The following is a 25,273-nucleotide window of genomic DNA, read 5'->3' on the forward strand; positions in this document are numbered from 1 at the left end:
GAATATTTTACGGCATTCTCCGCTAATGCTCAGGCGAATATCCCTGAAGGACGTTCTTAACAATTTAACAAGGGTTTACCACAAAATGGTGCTGGTTTATTAGCGTCAATTTGTGGGGATCCCTCAGGGCTTTGCCCGCAAAACCGCTGACCGGGTGGTGTTTATGGATCAGGGCGTGATTGCCGAACAGGGCACACCAGACGCCATTTTCGGGCATCCCCAGAATCCACGCACGCAACAGTTTCTGTCACGCGTTCTTGAGCATTAAGGAGCCGCTATGTCTTTACGTCTTCCGCTAAACGCGGATGCCACGCTGGATGCCGCGCAGCCATCGCCCCGTTTTAAATCCGTTGCCGGTAACGGCGCGGCGCCGCTTGAGATCGGCACCGACGTCCTGCGCAGCGCAGCAGTGTTTTCGCCGGTGATGGTCATGAAACAGGCCGCACTGGAGAATAACCTGCAGCAACTCGCGGCATTCTGTCGCGAAAAAGGTGTCATGCTGGCGGCGCACGGTAAAACGTCGATGGCACCGACCATCTTACGGCGAGCTGTCAGTCAGGGCGGTGCATGGGGCATCAGCGCCGCCACGCCCGCTCAGGTCCGTGCCCTGCGACACTTTGGTATCCGCAATGTCTTTCTGGCAAACGAGTTAGTCGATCCTGCCGGTATTCGCTGGATCGGTGAATGGCAGCGCCAGCATCCTGACCACGGCTTTCTCTGTTATGTGGATTCACTGGCGGGCATCACGCTGCTGGAAGAGAACCTGGGCGATACGGCCATTGCCGTGTTGATTGAAGTATCGATTCCCGGCGGCAGAACAGGATGCCGAACCGAGGAGGAAGTGCTGAGGATAGCTGAACGCATCGCCCAGAGTCGCCACCTGCAGCTTGTCGGTGTCGCGGGCTATGAAGGGGCGCTGGGTGCCGCACGTGATGCAGCGGGCGTGGCGTTAATTCAGCACTACTGCAACGTCATGTTATCTACCGCCACTCTGCTGGCTGAACGCCAGCTGTTTCAGAGTGAGACCATTCTGCTGAGCGCCGGTGGGGGTGCCTGGTTTGATGTGGTGACAGCGTGCTTTACCCAGGCCACGCTGCCGCTACCGGTTCAGCCTTTAATTCGCTCGGGTGCGTATATGGCACACGACAGCGGTCTCTATTCCCGTATCGCCCCCTTTGCGCAGCCGGGCTCAGGCCACTATTTTGAAGCCGCGCTGGAAATCTGGGGACGCGTACTGTCCCGTCCGGAACCGGGACTGGCGCTGCTGGACTTTGGCCGACGCGATGTCCCTTTCGATCAGGATTTACCTGTCCCGCTGTGGATGCGTGCCGCTGACGGCAGCGCACCGCGATCCGGCACGCATCTGTCGATCAGCGAGGTTAACGATCAGCATGCCTATCTGCGCCTTCCCGCGGATGAATCCCTTCAGCCGGGCGACTTGGTAGGATGCGGTATTTCTCATCCCTGTACCGCTTTTGATAAGTGGCGCTATCTTCCGTTGGTCGATGACGACTACCGCGTCGTGGACAGCGTAGAAACCGCGTTCTGACCGCAGAGAATCTCCACCGCTGAGGCCGCGACCGGCCCATAACAAAACGGGCGATTCATCCGAATCGCCCGTTTTGTTATGCTGTCTTCATCAGCCTTCGTGCAAGCCGCACTCGCGTTTCAGGCCAAAGAAACGTGTTTCTTCTTCCGCCATGCCCGGCTCCCACTTACGCGTGGTGTGCGTATCTCCCACCGACAGGTAGCCTTCGTCCCACAACGGATGGTATTTCAGATTATGGGTTTGCAGATACTGATGGACCTGGCGGTTATCCCAGTCAATAATCGGCAGCACTTTAAACACACCGCGCTGAACGCCCAGCACCGGCAGACTGGCACGACTGCCTGACTGATCGCGACGCAGGCCCGCAAACCAGGTCTGGGCGCCCAGCGTTTCCAGTGCCCGGTTCATCGGCTCAACTTTGTTGATTTGGTTGTACTGCTCAATGCCTTCAACCCCTTGTTCCCACAGCTTGCCATAACGCGCTTCCTGCCAGGCAGGCGACGTTTCGGCGCGGAACACCTTCAGGTTGAGATTGAGCTGGTCGGCCAGCTCATCTATAAAGCGATACGTTTCTGGAAACAGATAGCCCGTATCCGTGAGGATAACCGGAATATCGGGTTGCACACGCGTGACCAGATGTAGCGATACGGCAGCCTGAATACCAAAGCTGGACGAGAGCACATAAGCACCCGGCAGGTTTTCCAGTGCCCAGCTTACGCGTTCTTCCGCAGAGGCTTTTTCCAGTTGGGCGTTCGTCGCGGCCAGCGCCATCGCGCGCTGGACCTTCGACATCGCATTCAGTGCTGCAAGATCGATACTCATTTTGCCTCCTGCCAGAAGTCGCGCGCAGGGTCCAGCACCGGAGCAACGATGCCCGCACGGATCACGAAGTCGCCAAAGCCTTCTGCGGCCTCGCGCTCTTTCGCCCAGCGCCCTACCAGCTCATCAATTGTGGCGAGAATTTCAGGTTCGGTAATGTTTTCACGATACATACGTGGGATACGCGTGCCGATACGGTTACCCCCAATGTGCAGGTTGTAACGCCCTGGCGCTTTCCCGACCAGGCCCACTTCTGCCAGCATCGCACGGCCACAGCCGTTCGGACAACCGGTAACGCGTAGCACGATGTGCTCTTCACCGACGCCGTGATTGTGCATGATCGCTTCAACCCGGGTGACGAAAGACGGCAGGAAACGCTCAGCCTCCGCCATAGCCAGTGGACAGGTCGGAAACGCCACGCAGGCCATTGAGTTTTCTCGCTGCGGCGTCACATTTTCCATCAGTCCATGTTCACGGGCAATCGCCTCAATCTGCGCTTTCTGGCTTTCTGGCACGCCCGCCACGATCAGATTCTGGTTGGCGGTCAGGCGGAAATCGCCCTGATGGATTTTGGCGATTTCGGCGATGCCGCTTTTTAACGGACGTCCCGGATAATCCAGCAGACGGCCGTTTTCAATGAACAGCGTCAGATGCCATTTGTTGTCGATCCCTTTGATCCAGCCGAAACGATCGCCGCGTGTAGTGAATTCGTAAGGGCGCGTCGGCTCAAACGTCACACCGGCGCGCTTCTCAACTTCGGCCTTAAAGGTGTCAACGCCCACGCGCTCCAGCGTGTATTTGGTTTTGGCGTTTTTACGATCGGTACGGTTGCCCCAGTCGCGCTGCGTGGTAACCACCGCCGCGGCGACGTCCAGAATCTTCTCTACCGGGAAATAGCCGAATTCGCTGGCGGTACGGGCATAGGTCGCTTTGTTACCGTGCTCAATGGACAAACCGCCGCCCACCAGCAGGTTAAAGCCGACCAGCTTGCCGTTTTCCGCAATGGCAATAAAGTTCAGATCGTTAGCGTGCAGATCGACATCATTGTGCGGCGGGATCACCACCGTGGTTTTAAACTTACGCGGCAGGTAGGTTTCCCCCAGGATCGGCTCTTCGTCGGTTGTGGCGACTTTCTCCTGATCCCACCAAATCTCAGTATAGGCGCGGGTTTGCGGCAGCAGATGTTCTGACAGCTTTTTCGCCCATTCGTAGGCTTCCTGATGCAACGCGGATTCCACCGGGTTGGAGGTACACAGGACGTTACGGTTAACGTCATTCGCCGTCGCCAGCGCATCCAGCCCCACTTCATGCAGCATCTGATGCGTAGGTTTGACGTTCTTTTTCAGGATGCCGTGAAACTGGAACGTCTGACGGTTCGTCAGACGAATGCTGCCGTAGAGCGTTTTCTCGGTGGCAAACTTATCGATCGCCAGCCACTGGGTCGGCGTGATAATCCCACCCGGCAGGCGGCAGCGCAGCATCATGGCATGGCGCGGTTCCAGCTTTTGCTCGGCGCGTTCTGCGCGAATATCGCGATCATCCTGCTGGTACATGCCGTGAAAACGGATCAGCAGGAAGTTGTCGCCGCTGAAACCACCGGTCAGTCCATCCTCAAGATCGTCAAGAATGGTTCCACGCAGATAATTGCTCTCTTTTTTTAACCGCTCTGCATCTGTCAGTTTGCCTTCAACCACCAGCGGTCCAGGGTATTTTTCAGTCATTAGTAAACGTCTCGCTGATAGCGGCGCTCAATGCGCAGCTCACTTAAAAATTCGTCAGCCGTTTCACGATCCATAGCACCGTGCTCGACCACCACATCCAGTAACGCCTGCTCAACGTCTCTTGCCATGCGATTTGCATCGCCGCAGACATACAGGTGCGCGCCATCCTGAATCCAGCGCCAGACTTCCGCACCCTTCGCGCGGATTTTATCTTGTACGTATATTTTCTCTGCCTGATCGCGCGACCAGGCCAGATCGATGTGCGTTAACAGGCCGTCTTTAACATATTTCTGCCATTCCACCTGATACAGAAAGTCATCCGTAAAGTGCGGATTGCCAAAGAACAGCCAGTTTTTCCCGCTGGCCCCATCGTTGTCACGCTGTTGCATAAAGGCGCGGAACGGGGCGATTCCGGTGCCCGGACCAATCATGATCACAGGTACATCGGGATTCTCCGGCAGGCGGAAGTTATCATTATGTTCGATAAACACCCGGACTTCGCCGTCTTCTTCAACACGGTCTGCCAGCCAGGTTGATGCGCCGCCGCCGCGCTGCCGTCCTTCGATATCAAAACGTACCGCACCCACGGTGATATGCACTTCGGTATCGGTCTCCGCCTGCGAAGAGGCAATCGAATACAAGCGCGGGGTTAAGGGACGCAGCAGGCCGGTCAGCTGCTCAGCCGTCAGTTGCGCAGGCGCCAGGCGAACCATATCGACAATCGGATAACGTTGCGCGTACTGTTGAAGTTTAGCTTTGTCATCCACCAGCGACAGCAGTTCATCGTTGCGGGATAAAGTGGCGTACTGCGCCACAATTTGCGCGGTGTTGACCGTTAACTCGAAATGTTTCTGCAGCGCCTCTGGCAGCGGCAGCGTCTGGCCCTGTACGTCAACCGGCTCATCGCCTTTTAACCACACCAGCTCCAGCAGTTCGCTGACCAACGCGGCATCGTTTTCATACCAGACGCCCAGCGCATCGCCGGGCTGGTAGCGCAAACCGGAATCGCCCAAATCAATTTCGATATGGCGGACGTCTTTATCCGAATCGCGGCCGGTGATTTTCTGATTGACCGATAAACTCGCGCTGAGGGGCTGCGTTTTGGAATAGGGGCTGGTGGACACTTCATTGACGCTGCCCGCCACGGTTGCCGCCGCCTGTGCGGGCGAGGCCGTCGGGACCCGTGCTTTCAGAATGTCGGTGAGCGCCTTGCGCCAGGCGCTGGCCTGCTCAGCATAGTCAACATCGGCATCAACCCGATCCAGCAGGCGTTCCGCCCCCAGCTCAGCCAGCCGTGTATCGAAATCTTTGCCCGCCTTGCTGAAGAATTCATAGGAGGTGTCGCCCAGACCCAGTACGGCAAAAGCCGCACCGTCCATTTTGGGCGCTTTTTTCGACATCAGGAATTTATGCAGCGCAACGGCTTCTTCCGGCGGCTCGCCTTCCCCTTGCGTGGAGGTCACCACAATCAGCAGCTTTTCCTGGCCGATTTGTTTAAATTTGTAGTCGCCGGCGTTCACCAGATTCACGGTCAGCTTTGCGGCCTGCAGGTCATCGCGGAGCTGTTCAGCCACCCGACGGGCGTTGCCGGTTTGCGAGGCGGAAAGCAGCGTAATCGCGGGCGCTTCAGGCTGTGCCGGAGCGCTGGCCACCGCCTGACCCGGCGCATGATTGACTTTGCCCCAGAAGTAGCCGGAGAGCCACGCCATTTGAGTGGTGGAAAAATCTGTCGTTGCTGCCTCTAAACGGGCAAGTTGCTCCGGAGAGAGCGGAAGCAGTGAACCTGGTGCCTGAGTCGTCATCGCGATAAAAATTCCAGTAGCAGAAATCCGGACCGAATAGTGGCGGAAGAGAGAGAAGGGTACAGCCAGCTATATTAACGATTAAAGACGCCTTCGACATATCAAATAACCAAAATGACTAAATGGTTTTTCAGATACAATTAATCGTTAAAAGTGGTAATCCTGACAGTCATCAACAGACTCAGGTAATCATCCTTCCCGCTCTGATTAATGGCGGGTGATTGCCCTGAATACGTGGCATAACGAATTGCCAAAGCGACGATACGAGAGGATCGGGTGCCTGAGACAGTAACTGCATTATCGCCTGCGCTGACAGAGCGAATCCTGGATAAACTGGGCCTGGATCACTCCCCTGCCCCAGATGCGGCCGGACTTCAGGCGCTTTACCGCGCCTGGTGCCAGAAGGTGCCCTTCGACACTATCCGCCGGCGCATTCTCGCGAACGATCCTCCTTCCCAACCGTTGCCCGGCACCACGGCCGACGATTTTTTCACGCACTGGCTACAATTTGGCACCGGCGGCACCTGCTGGGCCGGTCATGGCGCACTCTTTGCGCTGCTCATGCAACTGGGATTTCGTGCACAACTCGGTGTATCCAGGATGCTGTCCTCGCGTCCGTCCCCCGTCGATTCTCCCGGTCATGGTCTGCTGTTGGTCACCCTCGACGATCGTCCTCTGGTGGTGGATGCTACGATGCTTCATGGCCATCCGCTGCCGCTTGAGGTGGCAGAGTATGCGCATCCCGTCTGGGGCACGCAGGTTCATCAGCAGGGCGACAGTTGGTTGATTAACTGGAAGCCGTTAGGTCGGGCAAGGCTGGATTGTCAGCTCCTGGCGCTTAATATCCCCTTCGCTGACTTTCAGGCGCGCCATCAAAAAAGCCGCAACACCAGTCGCTTTGACGGTGCACTGCTGATTCGTCGGGCAGGTCATGAAACACTCACCGGCATCGTTAAAGGTGAGCAGGTAGTAAGAGCCCAGGACGGAAGCGAAAGCTTCACGCCGCTGTCACAATCACAACAACATCAGTTGTTAATTGAGCATTTCGGTATCGCCGAAGAAATCGTGGCGCGTCTTCCCGCCGACGTGTCGCACAACGGTTAACGGCTTTATGCCGGGTTAACGCCCTGATGCGCTTAACCATTCTGGCGATTGGCTGAGCAAACTGCGCTTAACGGGTGCGAAAAAGCTGCTTTTCAGGTAGAATTCGGCCCGTTTTTAATGCCTGAGAGCGATTATGTCTACCACGTTATTTAAAGAGTTCCAGTTCGAAGCCGCACACCATTTACCTAATGTACCGGCCGGACACAAATGCGGTCGTTTGCACGGTCACTCCTTCCTGGTGCGTCTGGAAATCACCGGCGAAGTGGATGCGCATACCGGCTGGGTGATGGATTTTGCTGAACTGAAAGCGGCCTTTAAACCCCTTTATGACCGGCTTGATCATTATTACCTCAATGACATTCCGGGACTGGAGAATCCGACCAGCGAAGTGCTGGCCAAATGGATTTGGGATCATATGAAGCCTCGCCTGCCGTTGCTGAGCGCGGTCATGATCAAAGAAACCTGCACCGCAGGCTGTACCTACCGCGGTTAACCGGCCGCCCTTCGCCAACGGGCGGCTGATCGGGCACAGGGTTGATCAGTCGGCAGGGTTGCTGACATATGCATTGTAACGTTCCGTCGGCTGTCATCCCGCTGTCATCTTTACCGACCAGGCTGTTCTCTCCTTCATTAAAGATCATGAGAATCAACAATGAACCTGAGAAAGCCTTTTCTGGCCTTGTCCGTTTTTATCACTGCCTCTGCCGCCGTCCAGGCGGAAAACATCCTTAACTTCCCGCAACCCGAAACGCTGCCGGATGCCTTCTATGCCGTCACGGAAATTCCGGCAGGCGGCATCATAAAATATGAAACCGATGCGAAAACCGGTTTCATCGTTGCCGACCGTTTTCAGTCCATGCCGGTTGCGTATCCGGCTAACTACGGTTCGCTGACGCAATCACTGGGCGGTGATAACGATCCGCTGGATGTGATCTTCTATACGCGCGCCCCACTCGCCCCCGGGACACTCATTAAACTGCGCCCGATTGGCGTACTGAAAATGATCGACGGCGGCGAAGTGGATGACAAAATTGTCGCCGTACCCGCCAGTCATGTCGATCCAACCTATGATGCGATTCAGACGGTAGCCGATTTGCCCAAAATGGAGCAGCAGCGGCTGGAGGCTTTTTTTTCGCGTTTACAAGGAACTGCCCGAGGGCCGTAAGAAGGTTGAGCTGAAAGGGTTTGAAGACGCGAACGCCGCAAAAGCGGAGATTAAGCAGGCTTATGAAACCTGGAAAGCGAAACAGTAAATGAAAAAGGCGGCCAGGGCCGCCTTTTTGCTGTCAGGCAATATTCAGGTATTTATGCGTCTGCATCGACAGGCGCCAGTTGCGCGCAATGCAGGTTTCGATACACAGTTTAGTCGCATCATCTTTGCGACTGATCGGCTGCAGCGCAATAATGCGCGCTTTCGTGTCCTGAATCCCGGCCAGTAAATCGTCTAAGGCCTCCACATCACGTTGCCGTGCTACCGGATGTTTGATCTCATCTGCACGGCTCAGCGCCTGTGCCAGGACATCATAACCGCCGCGCATATTAACCTTCGGCGACACGGTCACCCAGGTTTGTGCAGAGCAGTGGATTTCGTGGGTCCCGCTGGTTTCGATCTGGCACTGAAACCCTGCGGCTTCCAGCGCGTCGGTCAGTGGGCGCAAATCGTAGATGGCCGGTTCTCCGCCGGTGATCACAATGTGACGGGCAGTCCAGCCCTGTTGCGCGATGCTGCTGAGCAGCATCGGCACATCCGCGTTGCCCCAGGCATCGCTTTCCACCGTTTTAACCAGAATATCGCCTAATGCTGTTTCCCGATCCGCCTGTTTTTCCCAGGTGTGTTTGGTGTCACACCAACTGCATCCTACCGGACATCCCTGTAAGCGGATGAAAATCGCCGGCACGCCGGTGTAATAGCCTTCGCCTTGCAGCGTCTGGAACATTTCGTTAATCGGGTACTGCATAATCATCTCTGTGAAGTTTTAAAACGCGATTATCGCAGAACTCAGCGCTGAGATCATGTCAGGTGATGCTGAACCGACGCGATCTGCTGTGAACGCGCCAGGCAACAGGAGGACAGCAGGCGGGATCAGAGGGCCAGATCCACCCACACCGCCGCATGATCAGACGCTGCATTGACCTCTTTTTTCAGTTCGGGATAGGTTTCCCATTTTACCGGGCGAACCCCGGGCCACATCCCTTTGCGCCACACGCCGCCCTTTTCGACCTTTTTCCACAGGGCGGGCGACAGCAAAATATAGTCAATTTTATTACTGGCGCTGCAACCGCCCCAGGTACCGGGATAGCCACCGTTATCAAACTTTTCATGGGTAAAGATATCTTTCAGGTCGGTGTCCTTCAGCAACGGCGATAAGGCCTCGCTGTCTGGCGTGTCGTTAAAATCGCCCGTGATGGCGATCAGGGTTTGCCCGTCTTTAATGCGTTGCTGATATATCGCTTTGACCCGCTCCGCCTGCCGTTTACGGCGGGCGTCAGAGCTGGCTTTTGCACCGTACCCTTTGCTTTTAAAATGGTTAACCAGCACAAGCAGGGTTTGACCGTCGGGCAAAGGAATCGTGAATTCGGGACAGTCGCGCGAGAAAATCAGCTCGCCCTGTTTATCTTTGTCATCGACATGGCTTCGGATTGTGTCGATAGCAAAGTCTGCCGCGCTCATTAGCCCGACATCAATGCCCCGCTCATCGTTGCCATCAATCACCATCACATGATTAAACGGCGTGCCGCCGCGTGCAGGCAGCATCGTGTTATTAAATTCCAGCAACGCGGGGCGGCTTTCTGCTTCCACGACCGTCAGGATATCCGCCCTGAGATCTGTCATGACCTGCGCCGTTAATCCCATAGCAATCTCGTCTATCGGCGCACGTCGCAGTTCCAGCGAACCGACCCAGTCAGCACGGCCATTGGCGATAATGCGAATGCCGCTGTTGTCTGTGGGTCGGGTCAACAGTTTACCCCGGTTGCGCCGCAGGAGAACAAAAGGCCCGGTGTCTGACTTTTGCAGTCCCAGCGCCACCATCAGTTCAACCATCTGTTTTTTCATCGCTTCGGTATACTCAGCCTGCCCCAGCAGGGCATTCAGCTCGGCGAATTTTTCGAGCACCGGTTTTCCTGCACGCCATTCGTTCTGATTCATCGCTCTGGCGCGATCAAACAGGTTTTCAACGTTATACGAAGCCAGCCTCACAGGTTTTCTCCTTCAGCCAGTTAATCTTTGCCTGAAAGCGGTGATTCATGCGCCTCAGGCGAGCAACAGGATGCGTCAGATTCGTGTATACAGCGTCAGTATCGGTGGGTTGTGTTAAGCACAGATGTAAACAGCATAGACGTCGCAGAAAAAGATGAGGAAGCCTGACGGCAAAGGCATAAAAAAACCCGCCACGTGGGCGGGTTTTCATCAGAAGTAAGAAGTCAGTAAACTTACTGGCCTTTTACTTCTTTCAGACCGTTGAAGGGCGCTTTTGAACCCAGCGCTTCTTCGATACGGATCAGCTGGTTGTACTTCGCAACACGGTCAGAACGGCTCATTGAACCGGTTTTGATCTGGCCTGCAGCAGTACCGACCGCCAGGTCAGCGATGGTCGCATCTTCGGTTTCACCTGAACGGTGAGAGATCACAGCGGTGTAGCCTGCGTCTTTCGCCATTTTAATCGCAGCCAGGGTTTCGGTCAGTGAACCGATCTGGTTGAATTTGATCAGGATGGAGTTCGCGATGCCTTTCTCGATACCTTCTTTCAGGATCTTCGTGTTGGTAACGAACAGGTCGTCACCTACCAGTTGGATTTTGTCGCCCAGCACTTTGGTCTGGTAGGCGAAGCCATCCCAGTCAGATTCGTCCAGGCCATCTTCGATAGAAACGATCGGATACTGCTTCGTCAGATCTTCCAGGAAGTGGGTGAACTCTTCAGAGGTGAAGGCCTTACCGCCTTCACCGGCCAGCACGTATTTGCCATCTTTATAGAATTCAGATGCCGCACAGTCCATTGCCAGGGTGATATCTTTACCCAGCTCATAGCCTGCTGCTTTTACCGCTTCCGCGATAACCGCCAGCGCTTCGGCGTTAGAACCCAGGTTTGGCGCATAGCCACCTTCGTCACCTACCGCTGTGCTCATACCTTTGCTTTTCAGCACTTTCGCCAGGTTGTGGAACACTTCTGAACCCATGCGGATCGCTTCTTTCACGCTTGATGCGCCGACAGGCTGAATCATGAATTCCTGAATGTCGACGTTGTTATCCGCGTGCTCACCACCGTTGATGATGTTCATCATAGGCAGTGGCATAGAATATTTGCCTGGGGTGCCGTTCAGTTCAGCGATGTGCTCATACAGCGCCTGACCTTTAGAGGCTGCCGCCGCTTTTGCCGCAGCCAGTGAAACAGCCAGAATGGCGTTAGCACCGAAGTTAGATTTGTTCTCAGTACCGTCCAGGTCGATCATGATTTTATCGATGTTCGCCTGATCTTTCGCGTCTTTGCCTTTTACCGCTTCAGCAATCGGACCGTTAACCGCAGCAACCGCTTTAGTTACGCCTTTGCCCAGGAAGCGAGATTTGTCACCGTCACGCAGTTCCAGTGCTTCACGAGAACCGGTAGAGGCACCTGATGGTGCTGCAGCCAGGCCTACGAAGCCGCCTTCCAGGTGCACTTCAGCTTCAACAGTTGGGTTGCCACGTGAGTCGATAATTTCGCGACCGATGACTTTTACGATTTTGGCCATTACGATTTTCCTCAGTACAAGTTAGTCAATCCTAAGACAAACAACGCGCGAAAAGTTCGCGCGTTGTTCGTTAAACTTATTTCGCTAAACGCTTCTGATGCTCATGTGCTGCCTTCACAAACCCGGCAAACAACGGATGACCATCGCGTGGCGTCGATGTGAACTCAGGGTGGAACTGGCAAGCAATAAACCATGGATGGTTCGGGATCTCAATGATCTCAACCAACTGATCGTCGCCAGAACGTCCTGCCACACGTAAACCCGCTGCTTCAATTTGCTTCAGCAGCATATTATTCACTTCGTAGCGGTGACGATGGCGCTCAACAATCGTGTCAGAACCGTACAGCTGGCGAACCTTGCTTTCCGGGGTCAACTGGCACTGCTGGCTGCCAAGACGCATGGTACCGCCCAGATCGCTCTGCTCAGAACGGACTTCAACGTTACCTTCTTCGTCACGCCATTCGGTGATCAAGGCGACCACCGGGTACTTACAGTCTGGCACAAATTCTGTGGAGTTTGCGCCTTCCATACCGGCAACATTGCGCGCGAACTCCATCAGGGCAACCTGCATGCCAAGACAGATGCCGAGATAAGGCACGTTGTTTTCGCGGGCATATTTCGCCGTCATCAGCTTGCCTTCGACACCGCGGTAACCAAACCCACCCGGAATCAGAATGGCATCTAAATCTTTCAGCAATTCGACACCGCGGGTTTCTACGTCCTGGGAGTCGATCAGCTTGATGTTGACGGTAACGCGATTCTTCAGCCCGCCGTGCTTCAGGGCTTCAATAACAGATTTATACGCATCCGGCAGTTCGACATATTTGCCCACCATACCAATGGTGACTTCGCCGCCCGGGTTCGCTTCTTCATAAATCACCTGCTCCCACTCGGCCAGATTGGCTTCCGGAGCATTCAGATTGAAACGCTTACAGATATAGTCATCCAGACCCTGCGATTTCAGCATGCCTGGAATTTTGTAGATGGAATCGACGTCTTTCAGCGAAATAACGGCTTTTTCTGGCACGTTACAGAACAGGGCAATTTTGCCACGCTCGTTGGCCGGCACCGCCCGATCGGAACGGCAGATCAGGACATCTGGCTGAATACCGATAGAGAGCAGTTCTTTTACAGAGTGCTGCGTCGGCTTGGTTTTGACCTCGCCCGCTGCCGCCATGTAAGGCACCAGCGTCAGGTGCATGTACATCGTATGTTCGCGGCCCACGTCGACGGCCATCTGACGAATCGCTTCCAGGAACGGCAGGGATTCGATATCACCGACCGTACCGCCGATTTCGACCAGCACGACGTCGTGACCTTCGCCACCTTCGATGATGCGCTCTTTAATCGCATTAGTAATATGCGGAATGACCTGAATCGTGGCACCCAGATAGTCGCCACGGCGCTCTTTGCGCAGGACTTCCGAGTAGATACGGCCAGTGGTGAAGTTGTTGCGGCGCGACATTTTCGTGCGGATGAAGCGCTCATAGTGACCCAAATCCAGATCGGTTTCGGCCCCATCATCAGTGACGAATACTTCACCGTGCTGTGTCGGGCTCATGGTACCCGGATCGACGTTAATGTACGGATCCAGTTTCATGATGGTCACGTTCAGACCACGCGCTTCGAGAATGGCTGCGAGGGAGGCTGCGGCAATGCCTTTACCCAGAGAGGAAACGACCCCGCCGGTCACAAAAATATAATTCGTTGTCATGCTGAACCTGAGAGTTTAGGTTTAAAGACGGTGGAATAACCAAGACGGGAAAACAGTATACTGGAAACCGCCATCAGCCACAATTGATGAATCACATCCCTCTCCTCACGCATTGCTGCGCGTACCTTAGCGGATAGCGGTTAACAAAATGTTGACGTACATCACAAAGTTGACGCGAAGCTGAATCGAGTAAGCCCGAGCGCGCACTTTATGCGCAGCGCTGGAATAATCAGCGTTTTTCGTCGGCTTTTACCTGCTGCCAGGCCGCTTCCATTTGTTCCAGCGTGGCGCCAGGCATAGACAGTCCCTGTGCAGTAATGATTGCTTCCACCGCACGGAAACGGCGCTCCAACTTATCGTTGGCCTTCTGTAGCGCGATTTCGGCTTTGCTGCCCAAGTGACGCGAGAGGTTAACCGTCGCAAACAGTAAATCGCCGATCTCTTCTTCCAGCTTTTGCGGGTCGACGACGCTTTGCTGCGCCTCGTGCATCACCTCATCGATCTCTTCATGCACCTTGTCGACCACCGGGCCCAGCGTGGTCCAGTCGAAGCCCACATTGTGGCAACGCTTTTGAATTTTATGAGCGCGCATCAGCGCAGGCAGCGCTTTTGGAATATCGTCCAGTGCCGAATGCTGGGCTTTCTCTGCCCGTTCCGCGCTTTTTATCGCCTCCCAGTTTTTCAACACCTCAGCGCTGTTCCCGGCGGTGCCTTCCGCAAAAATATGCGGATGGCGACGTTCCAGCTTGTCACTGATGGCATGGCAGATATCATCAAAATTAAAGCGCCCCTGCTCCTGTGCCATCTGGGCATAAAACACCACCTGAAACAGCAAATCGCCCAGCTCCCCCCGCAGATCGTCGAAGTCTTCGCGCTGGATCGCATCCAGCACTTCGTAGGTTTCTTCCAGGGTATAAGGCGCGATGGTGGCAAAGGTCTGCTCGCGATCCCACGGGCAGCCCTGTTGCGGATCGCGCAGGGTTTTCATAATGCCCAGCAGGCGATCAATTGACGTCATAGGGTAATCCTTCCGGTGTTCCGTTGGCATAAACGCGGTGATAAAAGCAGCCAGGCGCACGTCGGTCAAAACGTGCGCCTGATGACAGGTTAGTGCAGGCGGCGGGCATCGATGATGTCAGGTACCTGATTGAGGCGAGACAGCACGCGCCCCAGGACCTGGTGATTGTAAATCTCGATGTCCATATCAATGGTGGCGAGCTGTTTTTTGGTATCGCTGCGGCTCGATACGCCGAGCACGTTGACCTTTTCGTTGGCGAGAATCGTGGTGATATCGCGCAACAGCCCGCTGCGATCGTTAGCCGTGACGCGCACCACCAGCGAATAGCCGCTGGAGTAGCTTTCGCCCCATACGGCATCGACGATGCGCTCTGGCGCATTGGAGATCAGCTCTGACAGCTGATCGCAGTCGGCACGGTGAATGGAAATACCGCGTCCGTGGGTGATAAAGCCGACGATATCGTCGCCCGGGATAGGCTGACAGCAGCGTGCGATATGGTGCATGAGGTTGCCCACGCCTTCCACCACGACGCGACCACTTTCCTTGCGGGCAGACGGCGCGTGCGATTTTTGCGTCAGCTGACGCAGGGCTTCACGGTCCTGTTCTTCCGCCGTCGGCTTATTAAGCTTGGCCTGCAGGAAATTCACCATCTGGTGCAGACGAATATCCCCGCCGCCAATGGCGGCCAGTAACTCGTCCAGCGAGGTGACGTTATAGCGCGGCAGCAGCAGCTTCTCGGCTTCGCGCAGGCTGATATCCATCTGGTTCAGCTCGTTGTCCAGAATCTGGCGACCGGCGAGAATGTTTTTATCGCGATCCTGCTTACGGAACCAGTTGTGAATTTTGGCGCGGCCACGGCTGGTGGTGATGAATCCTAAATTCGGGTTCAGCCAGTCGCGGCTTGGATTCGGCTGTTTTTGTGTGATGACTTCAACCTGGTCGCCCATCTGCAACTGATAGGTAAAGGGCACGATGCGCCCACCGATTTTGGCACCGATGCAGCGATGGCCGATATCGCTGTGGATATGGTAAGCAAAGTCCAGCGGCGTAGAACCGGCGGGCAAATCGACCACATCGCCTTTCGGGGTAAAGACGTAGACGCGGTCATCAAACACCTGACTGCGGACCTCTTCCAGCAGCTCGCCGGAATCGGCCATCTCTTCCTGCCAGGAGATCAGCTTACGTAACCAGGCAATGCGTTCTTCATGGCCTGCCGCCCCACGGGCATGGCTGGACGACGGGCCTTCTTTGTATTTCCAGTGTGCCGCGACGCCGAGTTCCGCGTCCTCATGCATCTGACGCGTACGAATCTGGATCTCAACGGTTTTACCCTGCGGTCCCAGCACTACCGTATGAATGGACTGATAGCCGTTAGGCTTTGGGTTAGCGACGTAATCGTCGAATTCACTGGGCAGATGGCGGTACAGCGTATGTACCGTACCCAAGGCGCCATAGCAGTCCTGCAAACGCTCAGCCACAATACGCACCGCACGCACGTCGAACAGCTCATCAAAAGCGAGCGATTTTTTCTGCATCTTGCGCCAGATGCTGTAGATATGTTTGGGACGGCCGTACACTTCAGCACGAACGCCCTCTTTCGCCATCTCTTTACGCAGGTTAACAACAAAGTTATCGATATATTGCTCACGATCGATACGACGTTCGTGCAACAGTTTCGCAATGCGCTTGTATTCTTCGGGATGCAGATAGCGGAAGCAGTAATCTTCCAGCTCCCATTTCAGCTGGCCGATGCCCAGCCGGTTGGCCAGCGGCGCGTAAATATTGGTGCTTTCTTTGGCGGCCAGAACGCGTTCGTCTTCCGGTGCATCCTTCACCTCGCGCAGGTTCATAATGCGCTCTGCCAGCTTAAGCACCACGCAGCGGAAATCTTCCACCATCGCCAGCAGCATACGGCGCACGTTATCCACCTGCTCTGAGGCCATTGAATCGTTATGAATGGCTTTCAGCTGGCGAATCGCATCCATATCGCGCACGCCATGTACCAGCGAAACGATGCCTTTGCCCACGGTTTTTTCCAGCTCTTCTTCGCTGACCACTTCGTCATTGGCGAGCGGGAAAATCAGTGCCGCGCACAGGCTTTCAATGTCCATGCTGAGCATTGAGAGGATTTCCACCATCTCAATACCGCGCCACAGCAGCAGCGACTGGTCGGGATGGCCTTGCGTCTGCGCCTCACAATAGCGCCAGGTTTCAGCAAGACGTTCACATGATTGCGGGTTAGCCACGCCAAGACTGGCGATCCACTGGTCGAGGGCAAATTCCCCTTCCGTATTTAAATGTGCACTTCTGACCGCAACCATATCCTCTCCTGCACAGCGCCCCTGCCGGACACTTATGTTTTTTTTCTGAACAGCACCATGGATTCGAGATGACGGGTATGCGGAAACATATCCAGCATCGCGACCCTTTCCAATTGGTAGCCCGCCGACAACAGTGTTTCGCTGTCACGCGCGAGTGTTACAGGATTACACGACACATAGACCACACGCTGTGGTGATAGTTTGACGACATGGGACATGACACCCGCCGCCCCGGCCCGCGCCGGATCGAGTAACACCTTATTAAAGCCTTGCGTCGCCCAGGGCTGACGCGAAACATCGTCTTCCAGATTGTGCTGAAAAAATCTGACGTTTTTAAGATCATTGACCTCAGCATTATACTCTGCCTGCTGGACTAATGCTGCAACGCCCTCCACACCTACGGCATTTTGTACCGTTTTTCCTACAGGGAGCGTAAAGTTTCCCATGCCGCAAAACAGGTCCAGCACACGATCGTCAGGCTGTAAATCCAGCCTCGCGATTGCCCTGGCGACCATCTGCTGATTCACCGTATCATTAACCTGAATAAAATCCTGTGGACTGAAGGTTAGCGTAAGCTGGTGTGAATGATAAAACGGGCGTTGTTCACTGATTGCGCGCAGTGCCTCGCCGCCATCATCCAAAAACAGCATGAGCTGATGCTGATGCGAAAACCGTTCCAGTTTTGCCATATCGTCAGCAGTTAATGCATCCAGATGACGCAATAACATCACCGGCCCGTTATCAGCCAGCACCAGTTCGACATGGCCTAAACGGTTGACAGCATTAAGCGTAGTGAGACAATTGCGCAGCGGAATAATCAGCGCCTCAAGTTGGGGCACCAAAACGGGGCACTGCTGGATATCGACCAGATCGTTGGTGGCTTCCTGGCGAAAGCCCATCTGGAGCTGCTGTGTTTTGCTGTGCCACTGCAGGCCAAGGCGGGCACGGCGGCGATAGCCCCAGGCAGGACCGGCGATGATCTCATCCACCGTGATCGGCTGCTTTGCTGCCTGAGTAAGCATTCGTGCCAGCGCACGCGCTTTACTCTGCTGCTGTAGCGGCTCATCAACATGTTGCTGTTGGCAGCCGCCACAGCGGCTAAAATGCGGACAGCGAGGTTCAACCCGTGACGGGCTGTGGTTCAACAGACGCTCTGTTTTGGCGCGAGCATACTGGCGCTTCTCCTCCAGCAGGGTGACTTCCGCCTGTTCGCCGGGCAGCGCACCCGCGACAAACAGGGTTTTTCCTTTGTGCCGGGCCACGCCCTGACCGAAAGGATCCAGGTCTTCGATAGTGACGGTCAGCCTTTTTCGGGTCGTCACGCGCTGTTTTGCGGAATAAAATTGCGCCATAGTGTAGTTCTTTCTCTTTAAATTCGATGTGCATCCATTTCAGCGACGTGCACAGGGACGTTCAGGCCGAAACAGCAGGCGACTATTATGACTAAATACAGCCTGCGGGCGCGAATGATGATTTTAATCCTGGCGCCTACGCTAATGGTAGGCTTGCTGCTCAGCTCATTTTTTGTGGTGCATCGCTACAATGAATTACAGCGCCAGGTGATTGAGGCGGGGGCAAATATCATTGAACCGCTGGCGGTCTCCACAGAATACAGCATGACCTGGCACAATCGTGATGCGCTGCGTGAACTGGTGAGTTTACTCCATCACCGCCATTCCGGCATTGTACGGGCCATTTCTGTTTTTGATGATAATAACCAGCTCTACGTCACCTCCAACACCAACCAAAACCTCAGCCTGAAGACAAAGAAGGCGATCCAGGCGCTGCCCGAGGATGTTTCCCTGGAGGGCAGCGGCAACCTGTTGATCCTGCGCAAACCCATCACCTCCGAGCGTTACGCCGTGGATGAATTGCCCGGACAGGATGCCAAGCCCGCCGGGAATCCGCTGGGCTATGTGGCGATAGAGCTGGATTTGCAGTCCGTGCGTTTACAGCAATACCGGGAAGTCTTTATTGCCACCCTGATGCTGCTGTTCTGCCTGTGTATTGCCATGTTGTTTGCCTATCGCCTGATGCGGGACGTTACCGGCCCCATTCGCAATATGGTCAGCACCGTTGACCGGATTCGTCGTGGGCAACTGGACAGCCGGGTGGAAGGCCACATGCTGGGCGAGCTGAGCATCCTGAAGAATGGGATCAATGCCATGGCGATGTCGCTTACCGCCTACCACGAAGAGATGCAGCACAACATCGATCAGGCGACCTGGGACCTGCGGGAAACGCTGGAGCAGCTCGAAATTCAAAACGTTGAGCTGGATCTGGCCAAAAAACGTGCCCAAGAAGCTGCCCGCATCAAATCCGAATTCCTGGCGAACATGTCCCATGAACTGCGCACGCCGCTGAATGGCGTGCTGGGCTTTACCCGTCAAATGCTGAAAACGCCGCTGCGCACCACCCAGCGTGACTATATGCTGACGATTGAACGTTCGGCCAATAACCTGCTGTCGATTATCAATGACGTACTGGATTTCTCGAAGCTGGAAGCCGGAAAGCTGATGCTGGAATCCATTCCTTTCCCGCTTCGCGCCACGCTGGATGAAACGCTGGTTTTGCTGGCCCCATCGGCCCACGAAAAGAAGCTGGAGTTGACGGTGGTATGCGATAACAACGTCCCCGACAACGTGATCGGTGACGCGCTTCGCCTGCAGCAAATCCTGATTAACCTGATGGGCAATGCGATTAAGTTCACTGAAAAAGGCACCATCAATTTACGGGTTGAGCAACATACCTTTACGGCAACCCAGGTTGAGCTGGAGATTCAGGTGCGTGATACGGGGATAGGCATTTCCGAAGAACAGCAGGCGCAGCTGTTTCAGGCCTTTCGCCAGGCGGATGCCAGCATTTCCCGTCGCCACGGCGGATCGGGGCTGGGACTGGTGATCACCCAGAAACTGGTGCGGGAAATGAACGGGGAGATCACCTTCGTCAGCCGCCAGAATCACGGTTCCACCTTTTGGGTGCGCGTGAAACTTGATCTCAATCCGAATGCACCGAGTATGCCGCGCGTCCTTGACGCACTATCGAACACCCGTATGGCCTATGTGGAAGCGAATCCCGATGTTGCCAGCGCAGTCGTCGAGATTTTAGGCGCGACGCCGTTACAGGTAGAGCACAGCTTAACGCTGGAAGGCCTGAGTCAGCCGCGTTATCCCCTGTTGCTGATGGCGATGCCTGTCGATGCCAGCAAGTCGCAGGTGCTGGAAAGCCGGTTTATCAATTCGCTGCTGGAACGCGCCGATCAGGTCATCATGGCGCTGCCAAGCCCAATGATGTTACTGGCCGATGAGCTAAAAGTACGTGGCATTGACGGCTGTATTGCCAAACCTGTCTCACAAACACGTTTACTGCCCATGCTGCTGGAGCTGCATGCCCGCCACAGTAACGATACCTCTTCCTCGCCGCGTCTGCCGTTAACCGTCATGGCGGTGGATGATAATCCTGCGAATCTCAAGCTGATCGGCGCACTGCTGGAAGAACAGGTTGAGCACAGCATCCTGTGCAATAACGCCGAGCAGGCCATCCACGTCGCCCACCGGCAAGCACTGGACGTGATTTTAATGGATATCCAGATGCCCGACATCGATGGCATTCGCGCCAGTGAAATTATCCGCACGCTGCCAAACCATGCCAACACGCCGATCGTCGCTGTAACCGCGCACGCGATCGATGGTGAACGTGAGCACCTGATCCGGGCCGGCATGAACGACTATCTTGCTAAGCCTATTGATGAAAATAAGCTCAGCCAGGTGTTGACGCGTTATATGCCCAGCCCGGCCAGCGCTGTGCCCGAGGTTCCCCAGATCCTGCCCACGCTGGACTGGAAACTGGCGTTACGTCAGGCGGCCAACAAACCTGATTTAGCGCGGGATTTATTGCGAATGCTGCTGGAATTTTTGCCGGAAGTGCACGCTAAGATCGTACAGTACATGGCTGAAAACGATGCGGTTGCCTTGCGGGAAATTATCCATAAACTTCACGGCAGCGCCAGTTACAGCGGCGTACCGCGGATGAAGCAACTCTGTCGTAAACTGGAAAAAGAACTGCATCAGGCCAGTGATATTGAGGCGCTGGAGCCGGAGTTGCTGGAGCTGCAGGATGAGATGGAAAATGTGGCCAGACAGGCGCGCCGCGTGCTCGCTATGCCGTGAAAAGCCGGTCAGTCAGCAGGCCCCTGAACGCCAGGGGCCCCCAAATTAGCGTTTAAAAACCCCCGATTTTCAGGGTGGCCGCCACATTGCGTGCAGTAAGCCGCACATTGTTGCGTGCGCCATCCAGCGCTTCATCCAGCGAACAGATACGGTATAGCACGCTGAATACCGCATCAATGCCATGTTGATGAACGACGCCGACATCGTCCGTCAGGCTACCGGCAATGCCAATCACCGGAAGACCAAACCGCTTTGCAACTTTCGCGACGCCAATCGGCACTTTGCCATTGATACTCTGACTGTCTATGCGCCCTTCGCCCGTAATCACCAGTTGGGCGTCCTGCAACTGCGCCGCCAGCCCCAGCGCTTCTGTAACGATTTCAATACCGGGGCGCAGGGCCGCCTGGCAAAATGCATACAGTGCGGCCCCCATTCCCCCTGCGGCACCGCCACCGCTGACCTGCAGGACATCCATGCCCAGATCGCGCTGAATCATCGCAGCATAGTGCGTCAGCGCCTTATCGAGCAGTGCCACCCGTTCAGGTGTTGCGCCCTTTTGCGGGCCAAAGACCGCCGACGCACCGTCATCGCCTGTCAGCGTATTGGTCACATCACAGGCCACTTCGAAACGGCACGCCCGGATACGGCTGTCCAGGCGGGAAATATCAATGCGGGCCAGATGCGGCAGCGCGCCGCCGCCAGGGCCAATCTCTTCACCTTGCTTATCCAGCAAACGCGCCCCCAGCGCCTGCATCATTCCTGCGCCGCCGTCATTGGTGGCGCTGCCACCAATGCCAATAATGATGTGCTTTACCCCTTTATCCAGCGCGTTTTTGATCAGTTCACCTGTGCCAAACGAAGTGGTAATCAATGGGTCGCGCCGCGCCGCCGGGACCAGCTCCAGGCCACTGGCGGCGGCCATCTCGATATAGGCGGTCTCGTCGTTGCCCGACACCCCATAGAACGCCTCCACAGGTTCCCCCAGTGGACCGGTCACCTGTAACCTGATCTTTTTTCCCTGGGTTGCAGCGACCATCGCTTCAACCGTGCCTTCACCGCCATCAGCGACCGGTATTTTCACATAATGCGCATCGGGGAAAATCTCGCGAAATCCCGCTTCGATTGCCGACGCCACATCCAGGGCAGAGAGACTTTCTTTATATGAATCCGGTGCGATGACGATTTTCATAAGCAATCCAGACGGTATGGTTTGACGATAAGGGAAGGACATTCGCCCGGCATCCCCAGATACCGGGCAACGCTTAGCGCGAAATTTCGACGTTTGCTAACTTTTCATAATAGCAGGCCAGCGCGCTGTGGTCGGCGGTTCCCTGTCCGTCGTTACGCAGTGCCTGCATCATCTCCATCACCGCCGCTGTCAGTGGGAGAGGAGCACCAATGTCATGTGAGGTATCCAGTGCGTTAGCCAGATCTTTAATATGTAAATCGATACGAAAGCCGGGTTTAAAATTGCGGTCCATCACCATCGGCGCTTTCGCATCCAGCACGGTGCTTCCTGCCAGACCGCCACGTATAGCCTGATAGACCAGCTCCGGATTGACACCGGCTTTGGTCGCCAGTGACAGCGCTTCTGACATCGCGGCAATATTCAGCGCCACAATCACCTGATTGGCCAGCTTGGTCACGTTACCGGCACCGATATCGCCGGTATGCACGACCGAGCCCGCCATGGCTTTCATGATGTCGTAACACTGGTCAAACACGGCTTTATCGCCGCCCACCATCACCGACAACGTGCCTTCGATGGCTTTGGGTTCGCCGCCACTGACCGGCGCATCCAGCATACGGATCTGTTTTGCCGCCAGCGCATCATGGATTTCCCGGCTTGCCAGTGGGGCGATTGAGCTCATGTCGATGACAATCAGACCGGGTTTTGCCCCATTGATAATGCCATTTTCACCCAGACAAACCTCTTTGACCTGCGGCGAGTTCGGCACCATGGTGATGACCACATCGCACTGCCCGGCAATCTCTTTCGCGTTGCTGGCCGTTGTCGCACCCAGCGCGACCAGCTCGGCCTCGTTTTCGGCATGATGATCCCGCACGACAAGTGAATAACCCGCCTTCAGCAGGTTTTTACTCATAAGTTTGCCCATAATCCCAAGGCCAATAAAGCCAATTTTCATTGCGTCTCTCCTGGATGATTACGTTTTAAATTTGTCACACAACGCCTGCGTGGCACTGCGGAAAACACCGAGATCGCTACCCACAGCAACAAAGGTCGCGCCCCACTCGAGGTAGCGGCGGGCGTCGGCCTCGACCGGCGCCAGAATCCCGCTGGGTTTGTTGGCAGCTTTTGCCCGTTCAAAGATGTGTTTGATGACGGGCAATACCGCCGGGTGCGCAGGCTGGCCGAGATAACCCAGCGCGGCGGACAGATCGCCCGGTCCGACAAAGATCCCGTCCACGCCCTCAACGGCCGCGATAGCATCGATGTTGTCCACGGCCTGCTGCGTTTCTATCTGGACTAACACCGTAATGTTGTCGTTGATAGTGCTGTTGTACGCTGGCATGGTGCCGTACATATTGCTGCGATGTGAAACGGATACGCCGCGAATCCCCGCAGGCGGATAACGCGTCGAGGCGACCGCACGTCTGGCCTCGTCTTCGTTCTCGACGAAGGGCACCAGAATGTTGTTAAAACCAATATCCAGCAGGCGTTTAATAATCACCGGCTCGTTACAGGGTGGACGCACAACCGGCGCACTATCGCTGCCTTTCAGCGCCATCAGTTGAGGCACAAAGGTGGTGATATCGTTAGGCGCGTGCTCGCCGTCCAGCACCAGCCAGTCAAATCCGGCCAGCCCCAGGACTTCGGTCGAAAGGGGATTCGCCAGGGCACACCAACTGCCAATCAGGGTTTCACCTGCCAGCAGGCGATGGCGAAATTCATTGCGCCAGGCTGTATTACTCATGGTTTTACTCCTGTGAAACGGGTTTCCTGCAGGAAGCCCAAAAACGTTAACGCACCAGGCACGGACGCTTGTGATCGAACGTCCACTGCGGAATCAGAAACTGCATGGCCTGTGCATCATCACGGGCACCCAGGCCATGCTTTTGATAAAGCGCATTAGCCTGCATCACCCGCTCCCTGTCCAGCTCAATACCCAGGCCCGGCTTCTGCGGCACTGCCACCCTGCCACCTTCAATCTGGAAAGGCGCTTTTGTGAGCCGTTGATTGCCCTCCTGCCAGATCCAGTGCGTATCAATGGCGGTGATGTTGCCCGGTGCGGCGGCCGCAACGTGCGTGAACATCGCCAAGGAAATATCGAAATGGTTGTTGGAATGGGAACCCCACGTCAGGCCAAATTCATGGCACATTTGCGCCACGCGCACGGATCCCTGCATCGTCCAGAAGTGCGGATCGGCCAGCGGGATATCGACTGACTGTAAAGACAAGGTGTGTCCCATCTGACGCCAGTCTGTAGCAATCATATTGGTGGCGACCGGCAGGCCCGTCGCGCGCCGAAACTCCACCATCACCTCACGCCCGGAATAACCCTGCTCCGCCCCACAGGGATCTTCTGCATAGGTCAGCACATCCTGCATGCCTTTGCACAGCCGGATCGCCTCGTCCAGCCGCCATGCGCCGTTAGGATCAACGGTGATACGCGCATCGGGAAAGCGTTTTTTCAACGCCTGCGCGGTCGCGATTTCCTGTTCGCCCGGCAGCACACCGCCCTTGAGTTTAAAATCGTGAAATCCGTATTTATCCTGAGCCGCTTCCGCCAGCCTGACGATGGCCTCACTGCTCAGGGCTTCCTGATGACGCAGCCGATACCAGTCATGCTGCGCGTTCTCACCAGTGAGGTAAGGCAGATCGGTTTTGCACCGGTCGCCGATATAGAACAGGTAACCCAAAACCGTGACCGCATCGCGTTGTTTACCCGGCCCCAGCAGCTCGGCGACCGGCACGCCCAGACATTGCCCCAGCAGATCCAGCAGCGCGGCCTCCAGCGCCGCAACCGCATTTACGCGCAGTTCAAACGTCCAGGCGCCCTTGCCAAAGGTCTCGAAATCCGCAGACTGATTGCCCCGATGCACCTGCTGTACCAGCCGGTTCAGGCAGGCGACCTGCTGACCTGTCACCTGCTGTACGGCATCCAGCAAGGTCTGATAAATGGTCTCGCCTCCCGGTGCCTCACCCAGCCCGGTATGATCCGCACTGTCCGTCAGTATCACAATGTTGCGGGTAAAACTGGCATTGTGTGCCCCCCCAATGTTGAGCAGCATACTGTCGTAACCGGCCACCGGCACAACCTGCATAGCGGTGATAACGGGCGTGGATTGCGTATTCATACAGGCTC

The 25,273-nt window shown here is 55.6% G+C and carries 18 protein-coding genes and 2 pseudogenes; 6 read left to right on the top strand and 14 right to left on the bottom strand.

Annotated features, from left to right (window positions below):
* Window positions 1–127: 127 nt before the first annotated feature.
* A pseudogene (locus F7Q90_RS04535) lies at window positions 128–268 on the top strand (glutamine ABC transporter ATP-binding protein); the annotation flags it as partial.
* Window positions 269–277: 9 nt separating this feature from the next.
* Entirely contained in the window at window positions 278–1,549 is a 1,272-nt protein-coding gene (locus tag F7Q90_RS04540) for an alanine racemase (RefSeq protein ID WP_006120752.1), read from the top strand.
* 90 nt (window positions 1,550–1,639) lie between these two features.
* Here F7Q90_RS04540 and F7Q90_RS04545 read toward each other — a convergent pair whose 3' ends face one another.
* The 3 genes from F7Q90_RS04545 to cysJ are packed head-to-tail and all read right to left on the bottom strand — an operon-like array spanning window position 1,640 to window position 5,891.
* Entirely contained in the window at window positions 1,640–2,371 is a 732-nt protein-coding gene (locus F7Q90_RS04545; RefSeq protein ID WP_006120753.1) for a phosphoadenylyl-sulfate reductase, read from the bottom strand.
* Window positions 2,368–4,089 (bottom strand): assimilatory sulfite reductase (NADPH) hemoprotein subunit, encoded by a 1,722-nt coding sequence (cysI, locus tag F7Q90_RS04550; RefSeq protein WP_006120754.1) that lies wholly within the window; start codon window positions 4,087–4,089, stop codon window positions 2,368–2,370. The genes F7Q90_RS04545 and cysI overlap by 4 nt, the downstream gene beginning before the upstream one ends.
* Window positions 4,089–5,891, bottom strand: a complete 1,803-nt coding sequence (gene cysJ, locus F7Q90_RS04555) for an NADPH-dependent assimilatory sulfite reductase flavoprotein subunit (protein ID WP_151160783.1) — start codon at window positions 5,889–5,891, stop codon at window positions 4,089–4,091. Before cysJ ends, cysI begins: the two co-directional genes overlap by 1 nt.
* 276 nt (window positions 5,892–6,167) lie before the next feature.
* Between cysJ and F7Q90_RS04560 the strand changes: the two genes are divergently transcribed.
* The 3 genes and pseudogenes from F7Q90_RS04560 (at window position 6,168) to F7Q90_RS04570 (ending at window position 8,248) form a co-directional block, all read left to right on the top strand.
* Entirely contained in the window at window positions 6,168–6,995 is an 828-nt protein-coding gene (locus F7Q90_RS04560; protein ID WP_006120756.1) for an arylamine N-acetyltransferase family protein, read from the top strand.
* Between the two features lie 133 nt (window positions 6,996–7,128).
* On the top strand, window positions 7,129–7,488 hold the full coding sequence (queD, locus tag F7Q90_RS04565) for a 6-carboxytetrahydropterin synthase QueD (RefSeq protein ID WP_006120757.1): 360 nt from the start codon (window positions 7,129–7,131) through the stop codon (window positions 7,486–7,488).
* A gap of 159 nt (window positions 7,489–7,647) precedes the next feature.
* Window positions 7,648–8,248 (top strand): annotated as a pseudogene (locus tag F7Q90_RS04570) (inorganic diphosphatase).
* Between the two features lie 33 nt (window positions 8,249–8,281).
* Here F7Q90_RS04570 and queE read toward each other — a convergent pair.
* The 7 genes from queE to rlmD all read right to left on the bottom strand — a co-directional run bounded on the left by queE (window position 8,282) and on the right by rlmD (window position 18,128).
* Window positions 8,282–8,953 carry a 7-carboxy-7-deazaguanine synthase QueE gene (queE, locus tag F7Q90_RS04575; RefSeq protein ID WP_006120759.1) on the bottom strand — a complete coding sequence of 224 codons (672 nt, stop codon included), beginning with the start codon at window positions 8,951–8,953 and terminating at the stop codon, window positions 8,282–8,284.
* 125 nt (window positions 8,954–9,078) lie between these two features.
* Window positions 9,079–10,194, bottom strand: a complete 1,116-nt coding sequence (locus F7Q90_RS04580) for an endonuclease/exonuclease/phosphatase family protein (protein ID WP_006120760.1) — start codon at window positions 10,192–10,194, stop codon at window positions 9,079–9,081.
* A gap of 233 nt (window positions 10,195–10,427) precedes the next feature.
* Window positions 10,428–11,723 carry a phosphopyruvate hydratase gene (gene eno, locus F7Q90_RS04585; RefSeq protein ID WP_006120761.1) on the bottom strand — a complete coding sequence of 432 codons (1,296 nt, stop codon included), beginning with the start codon at window positions 11,721–11,723 and terminating at the stop codon, window positions 10,428–10,430.
* A 76-nt stretch (window positions 11,724–11,799) separates the two neighbouring features.
* Window positions 11,800–13,437: a glutamine hydrolyzing CTP synthase gene (pyrG, locus tag F7Q90_RS04590; protein ID WP_006120762.1), complete on the bottom strand. Its 1,638-nt coding sequence runs from the start codon at window positions 13,435–13,437 to the stop codon at window positions 11,800–11,802.
* Window positions 13,438–13,666: 229 nt separating this feature from the next.
* Window positions 13,667–14,455 carry a nucleoside triphosphate pyrophosphohydrolase gene (mazG, locus tag F7Q90_RS04595; protein ID WP_006120763.1) on the bottom strand — a complete coding sequence of 263 codons (789 nt, stop codon included), beginning with the start codon at window positions 14,453–14,455 and terminating at the stop codon, window positions 13,667–13,669.
* Between the two features lie 89 nt (window positions 14,456–14,544).
* A complete protein-coding gene (gene relA / locus F7Q90_RS04600; RefSeq protein WP_006120764.1) occupies window positions 14,545–16,776 on the bottom strand; it encodes a GTP diphosphokinase in 2,232 nt (743 codons plus the stop codon).
* Between the two features lie 32 nt (window positions 16,777–16,808).
* A complete protein-coding gene (gene rlmD / locus F7Q90_RS04605) occupies window positions 16,809–18,128 on the bottom strand; it encodes a 23S rRNA (uracil(1939)-C(5))-methyltransferase RlmD (protein ID WP_006120765.1) in 1,320 nt (439 codons plus the stop codon).
* An 87-nt stretch (window positions 18,129–18,215) separates the two neighbouring features.
* Here rlmD and barA point away from each other — a divergent pair, with 87 nt between their 5' ends.
* On the top strand, window positions 18,216–20,945 hold the full coding sequence (barA, locus tag F7Q90_RS04610) for a two-component sensor histidine kinase BarA (protein ID WP_006120766.1): 2,730 nt from the start codon (window positions 18,216–18,218) through the stop codon (window positions 20,943–20,945).
* Window positions 20,946–20,997: 52 nt separating this feature from the next.
* Here the strand turns inward: barA and F7Q90_RS04615 are convergent, their stop codons facing one another.
* From F7Q90_RS04615 to F7Q90_RS04630, 4 genes are all read right to left on the bottom strand, one after another.
* Window positions 20,998–22,134 (bottom strand): glycerate kinase, encoded by a 1,137-nt coding sequence (locus F7Q90_RS04615; RefSeq protein ID WP_006120767.1) that lies wholly within the window; start codon window positions 22,132–22,134, stop codon window positions 20,998–21,000.
* Between the two features lie 73 nt (window positions 22,135–22,207).
* Window positions 22,208–23,092: a 2-hydroxy-3-oxopropionate reductase gene (gene garR, locus F7Q90_RS04620; RefSeq protein ID WP_006120768.1), complete on the bottom strand. Its 885-nt coding sequence runs from the start codon at window positions 23,090–23,092 to the stop codon at window positions 22,208–22,210.
* Window positions 23,093–23,110: 18 nt separating this feature from the next.
* A complete protein-coding gene (gene garL, locus F7Q90_RS04625; protein ID WP_006120769.1) occupies window positions 23,111–23,881 on the bottom strand; it encodes a 2-dehydro-3-deoxyglucarate aldolase in 771 nt (256 codons plus the stop codon).
* A gap of 46 nt (window positions 23,882–23,927) precedes the next feature.
* Window positions 23,928–25,265, bottom strand: coding sequence for an enolase C-terminal domain-like protein (locus F7Q90_RS04630; protein WP_006120770.1), 1,338 nt, complete (start codon window positions 25,263–25,265; stop codon window positions 23,928–23,930).
* Window positions 25,266–25,273: the final 8 nt, after the last annotated feature.

It is taken from the genome of Pantoea stewartii subsp. stewartii (assembly GCF_008801695.1).
Classification (GTDB): Bacteria; Pseudomonadota; Gammaproteobacteria; order Enterobacterales; family Enterobacteriaceae; genus Pantoea; species Pantoea stewartii.

Bases quoted from the DNA above. Each gene is read 5' to 3' on its own strand.
- F7Q90_RS04540 (WP_006120752.1), top strand. From the start codon at position 278: ATGTCTTTACGTCTTCCGCTAAACGCGGATGCCACGCTGGATGCCGCG.
- F7Q90_RS04545 (WP_006120753.1), bottom strand. From the start codon at position 2,371: ATGAGTATCGATCTTGCAGCACTGAATGCGATGTCGAAGGTCCAGCGC.
- cysI (WP_006120754.1), bottom strand. From the start codon at position 4,089: ATGACTGAAAAATACCCTGGACCGCTGGTGGTTGAAGGCAAACTGACA.
- cysJ (WP_151160783.1), bottom strand. From the start codon at position 5,891: ATGACGACTCAGGCACCAGGTTCACTGCTTCCGCTCTCTCCGGAGCAA.
- queD (WP_006120757.1), top strand. From the start codon at position 7,129: ATGTCTACCACGTTATTTAAAGAGTTCCAGTTCGAAGCCGCACACCAT.
- queE (WP_006120759.1), bottom strand. From the start codon at position 8,953: ATGCAGTACCCGATTAACGAAATGTTCCAGACGCTGCAAGGCGAAGGC.
- eno (WP_006120761.1), bottom strand. From the start codon at position 11,723: ATGGCCAAAATCGTAAAAGTCATCGGTCGCGAAATTATCGACTCACGT.
- pyrG (WP_006120762.1), bottom strand. From the start codon at position 13,437: ATGACAACGAATTATATTTTTGTGACCGGCGGGGTCGTTTCCTCTCTG.
- mazG (WP_006120763.1), bottom strand. From the start codon at position 14,455: ATGACGTCAATTGATCGCCTGCTGGGCATTATGAAAACCCTGCGCGAT.
- relA (WP_006120764.1), bottom strand. From the start codon at position 16,776: ATGGTTGCGGTCAGAAGTGCACATTTAAATACGGAAGGGGAATTTGCC.
- rlmD (WP_006120765.1), bottom strand. From the start codon at position 18,128: ATGGCGCAATTTTATTCCGCAAAACAGCGCGTGACGACCCGAAAAAGG.
- barA (WP_006120766.1), top strand. From the start codon at position 18,216: ATGACTAAATACAGCCTGCGGGCGCGAATGATGATTTTAATCCTGGCG.
- F7Q90_RS04615 (WP_006120767.1), bottom strand. From the start codon at position 22,134: ATGAAAATCGTCATCGCACCGGATTCATATAAAGAAAGTCTCTCTGCC.
- garR (WP_006120768.1), bottom strand. From the start codon at position 23,092: ATGAAAATTGGCTTTATTGGCCTTGGGATTATGGGCAAACTTATGAGT.
- garL (WP_006120769.1), bottom strand. From the start codon at position 23,881: ATGAGTAATACAGCCTGGCGCAATGAATTTCGCCATCGCCTGCTGGCA.
- F7Q90_RS04630 (WP_006120770.1), bottom strand. From the start codon at position 25,265: ATGAATACGCAATCCACGCCCGTTATCACCGCTATGCAGGTTGTGCCG.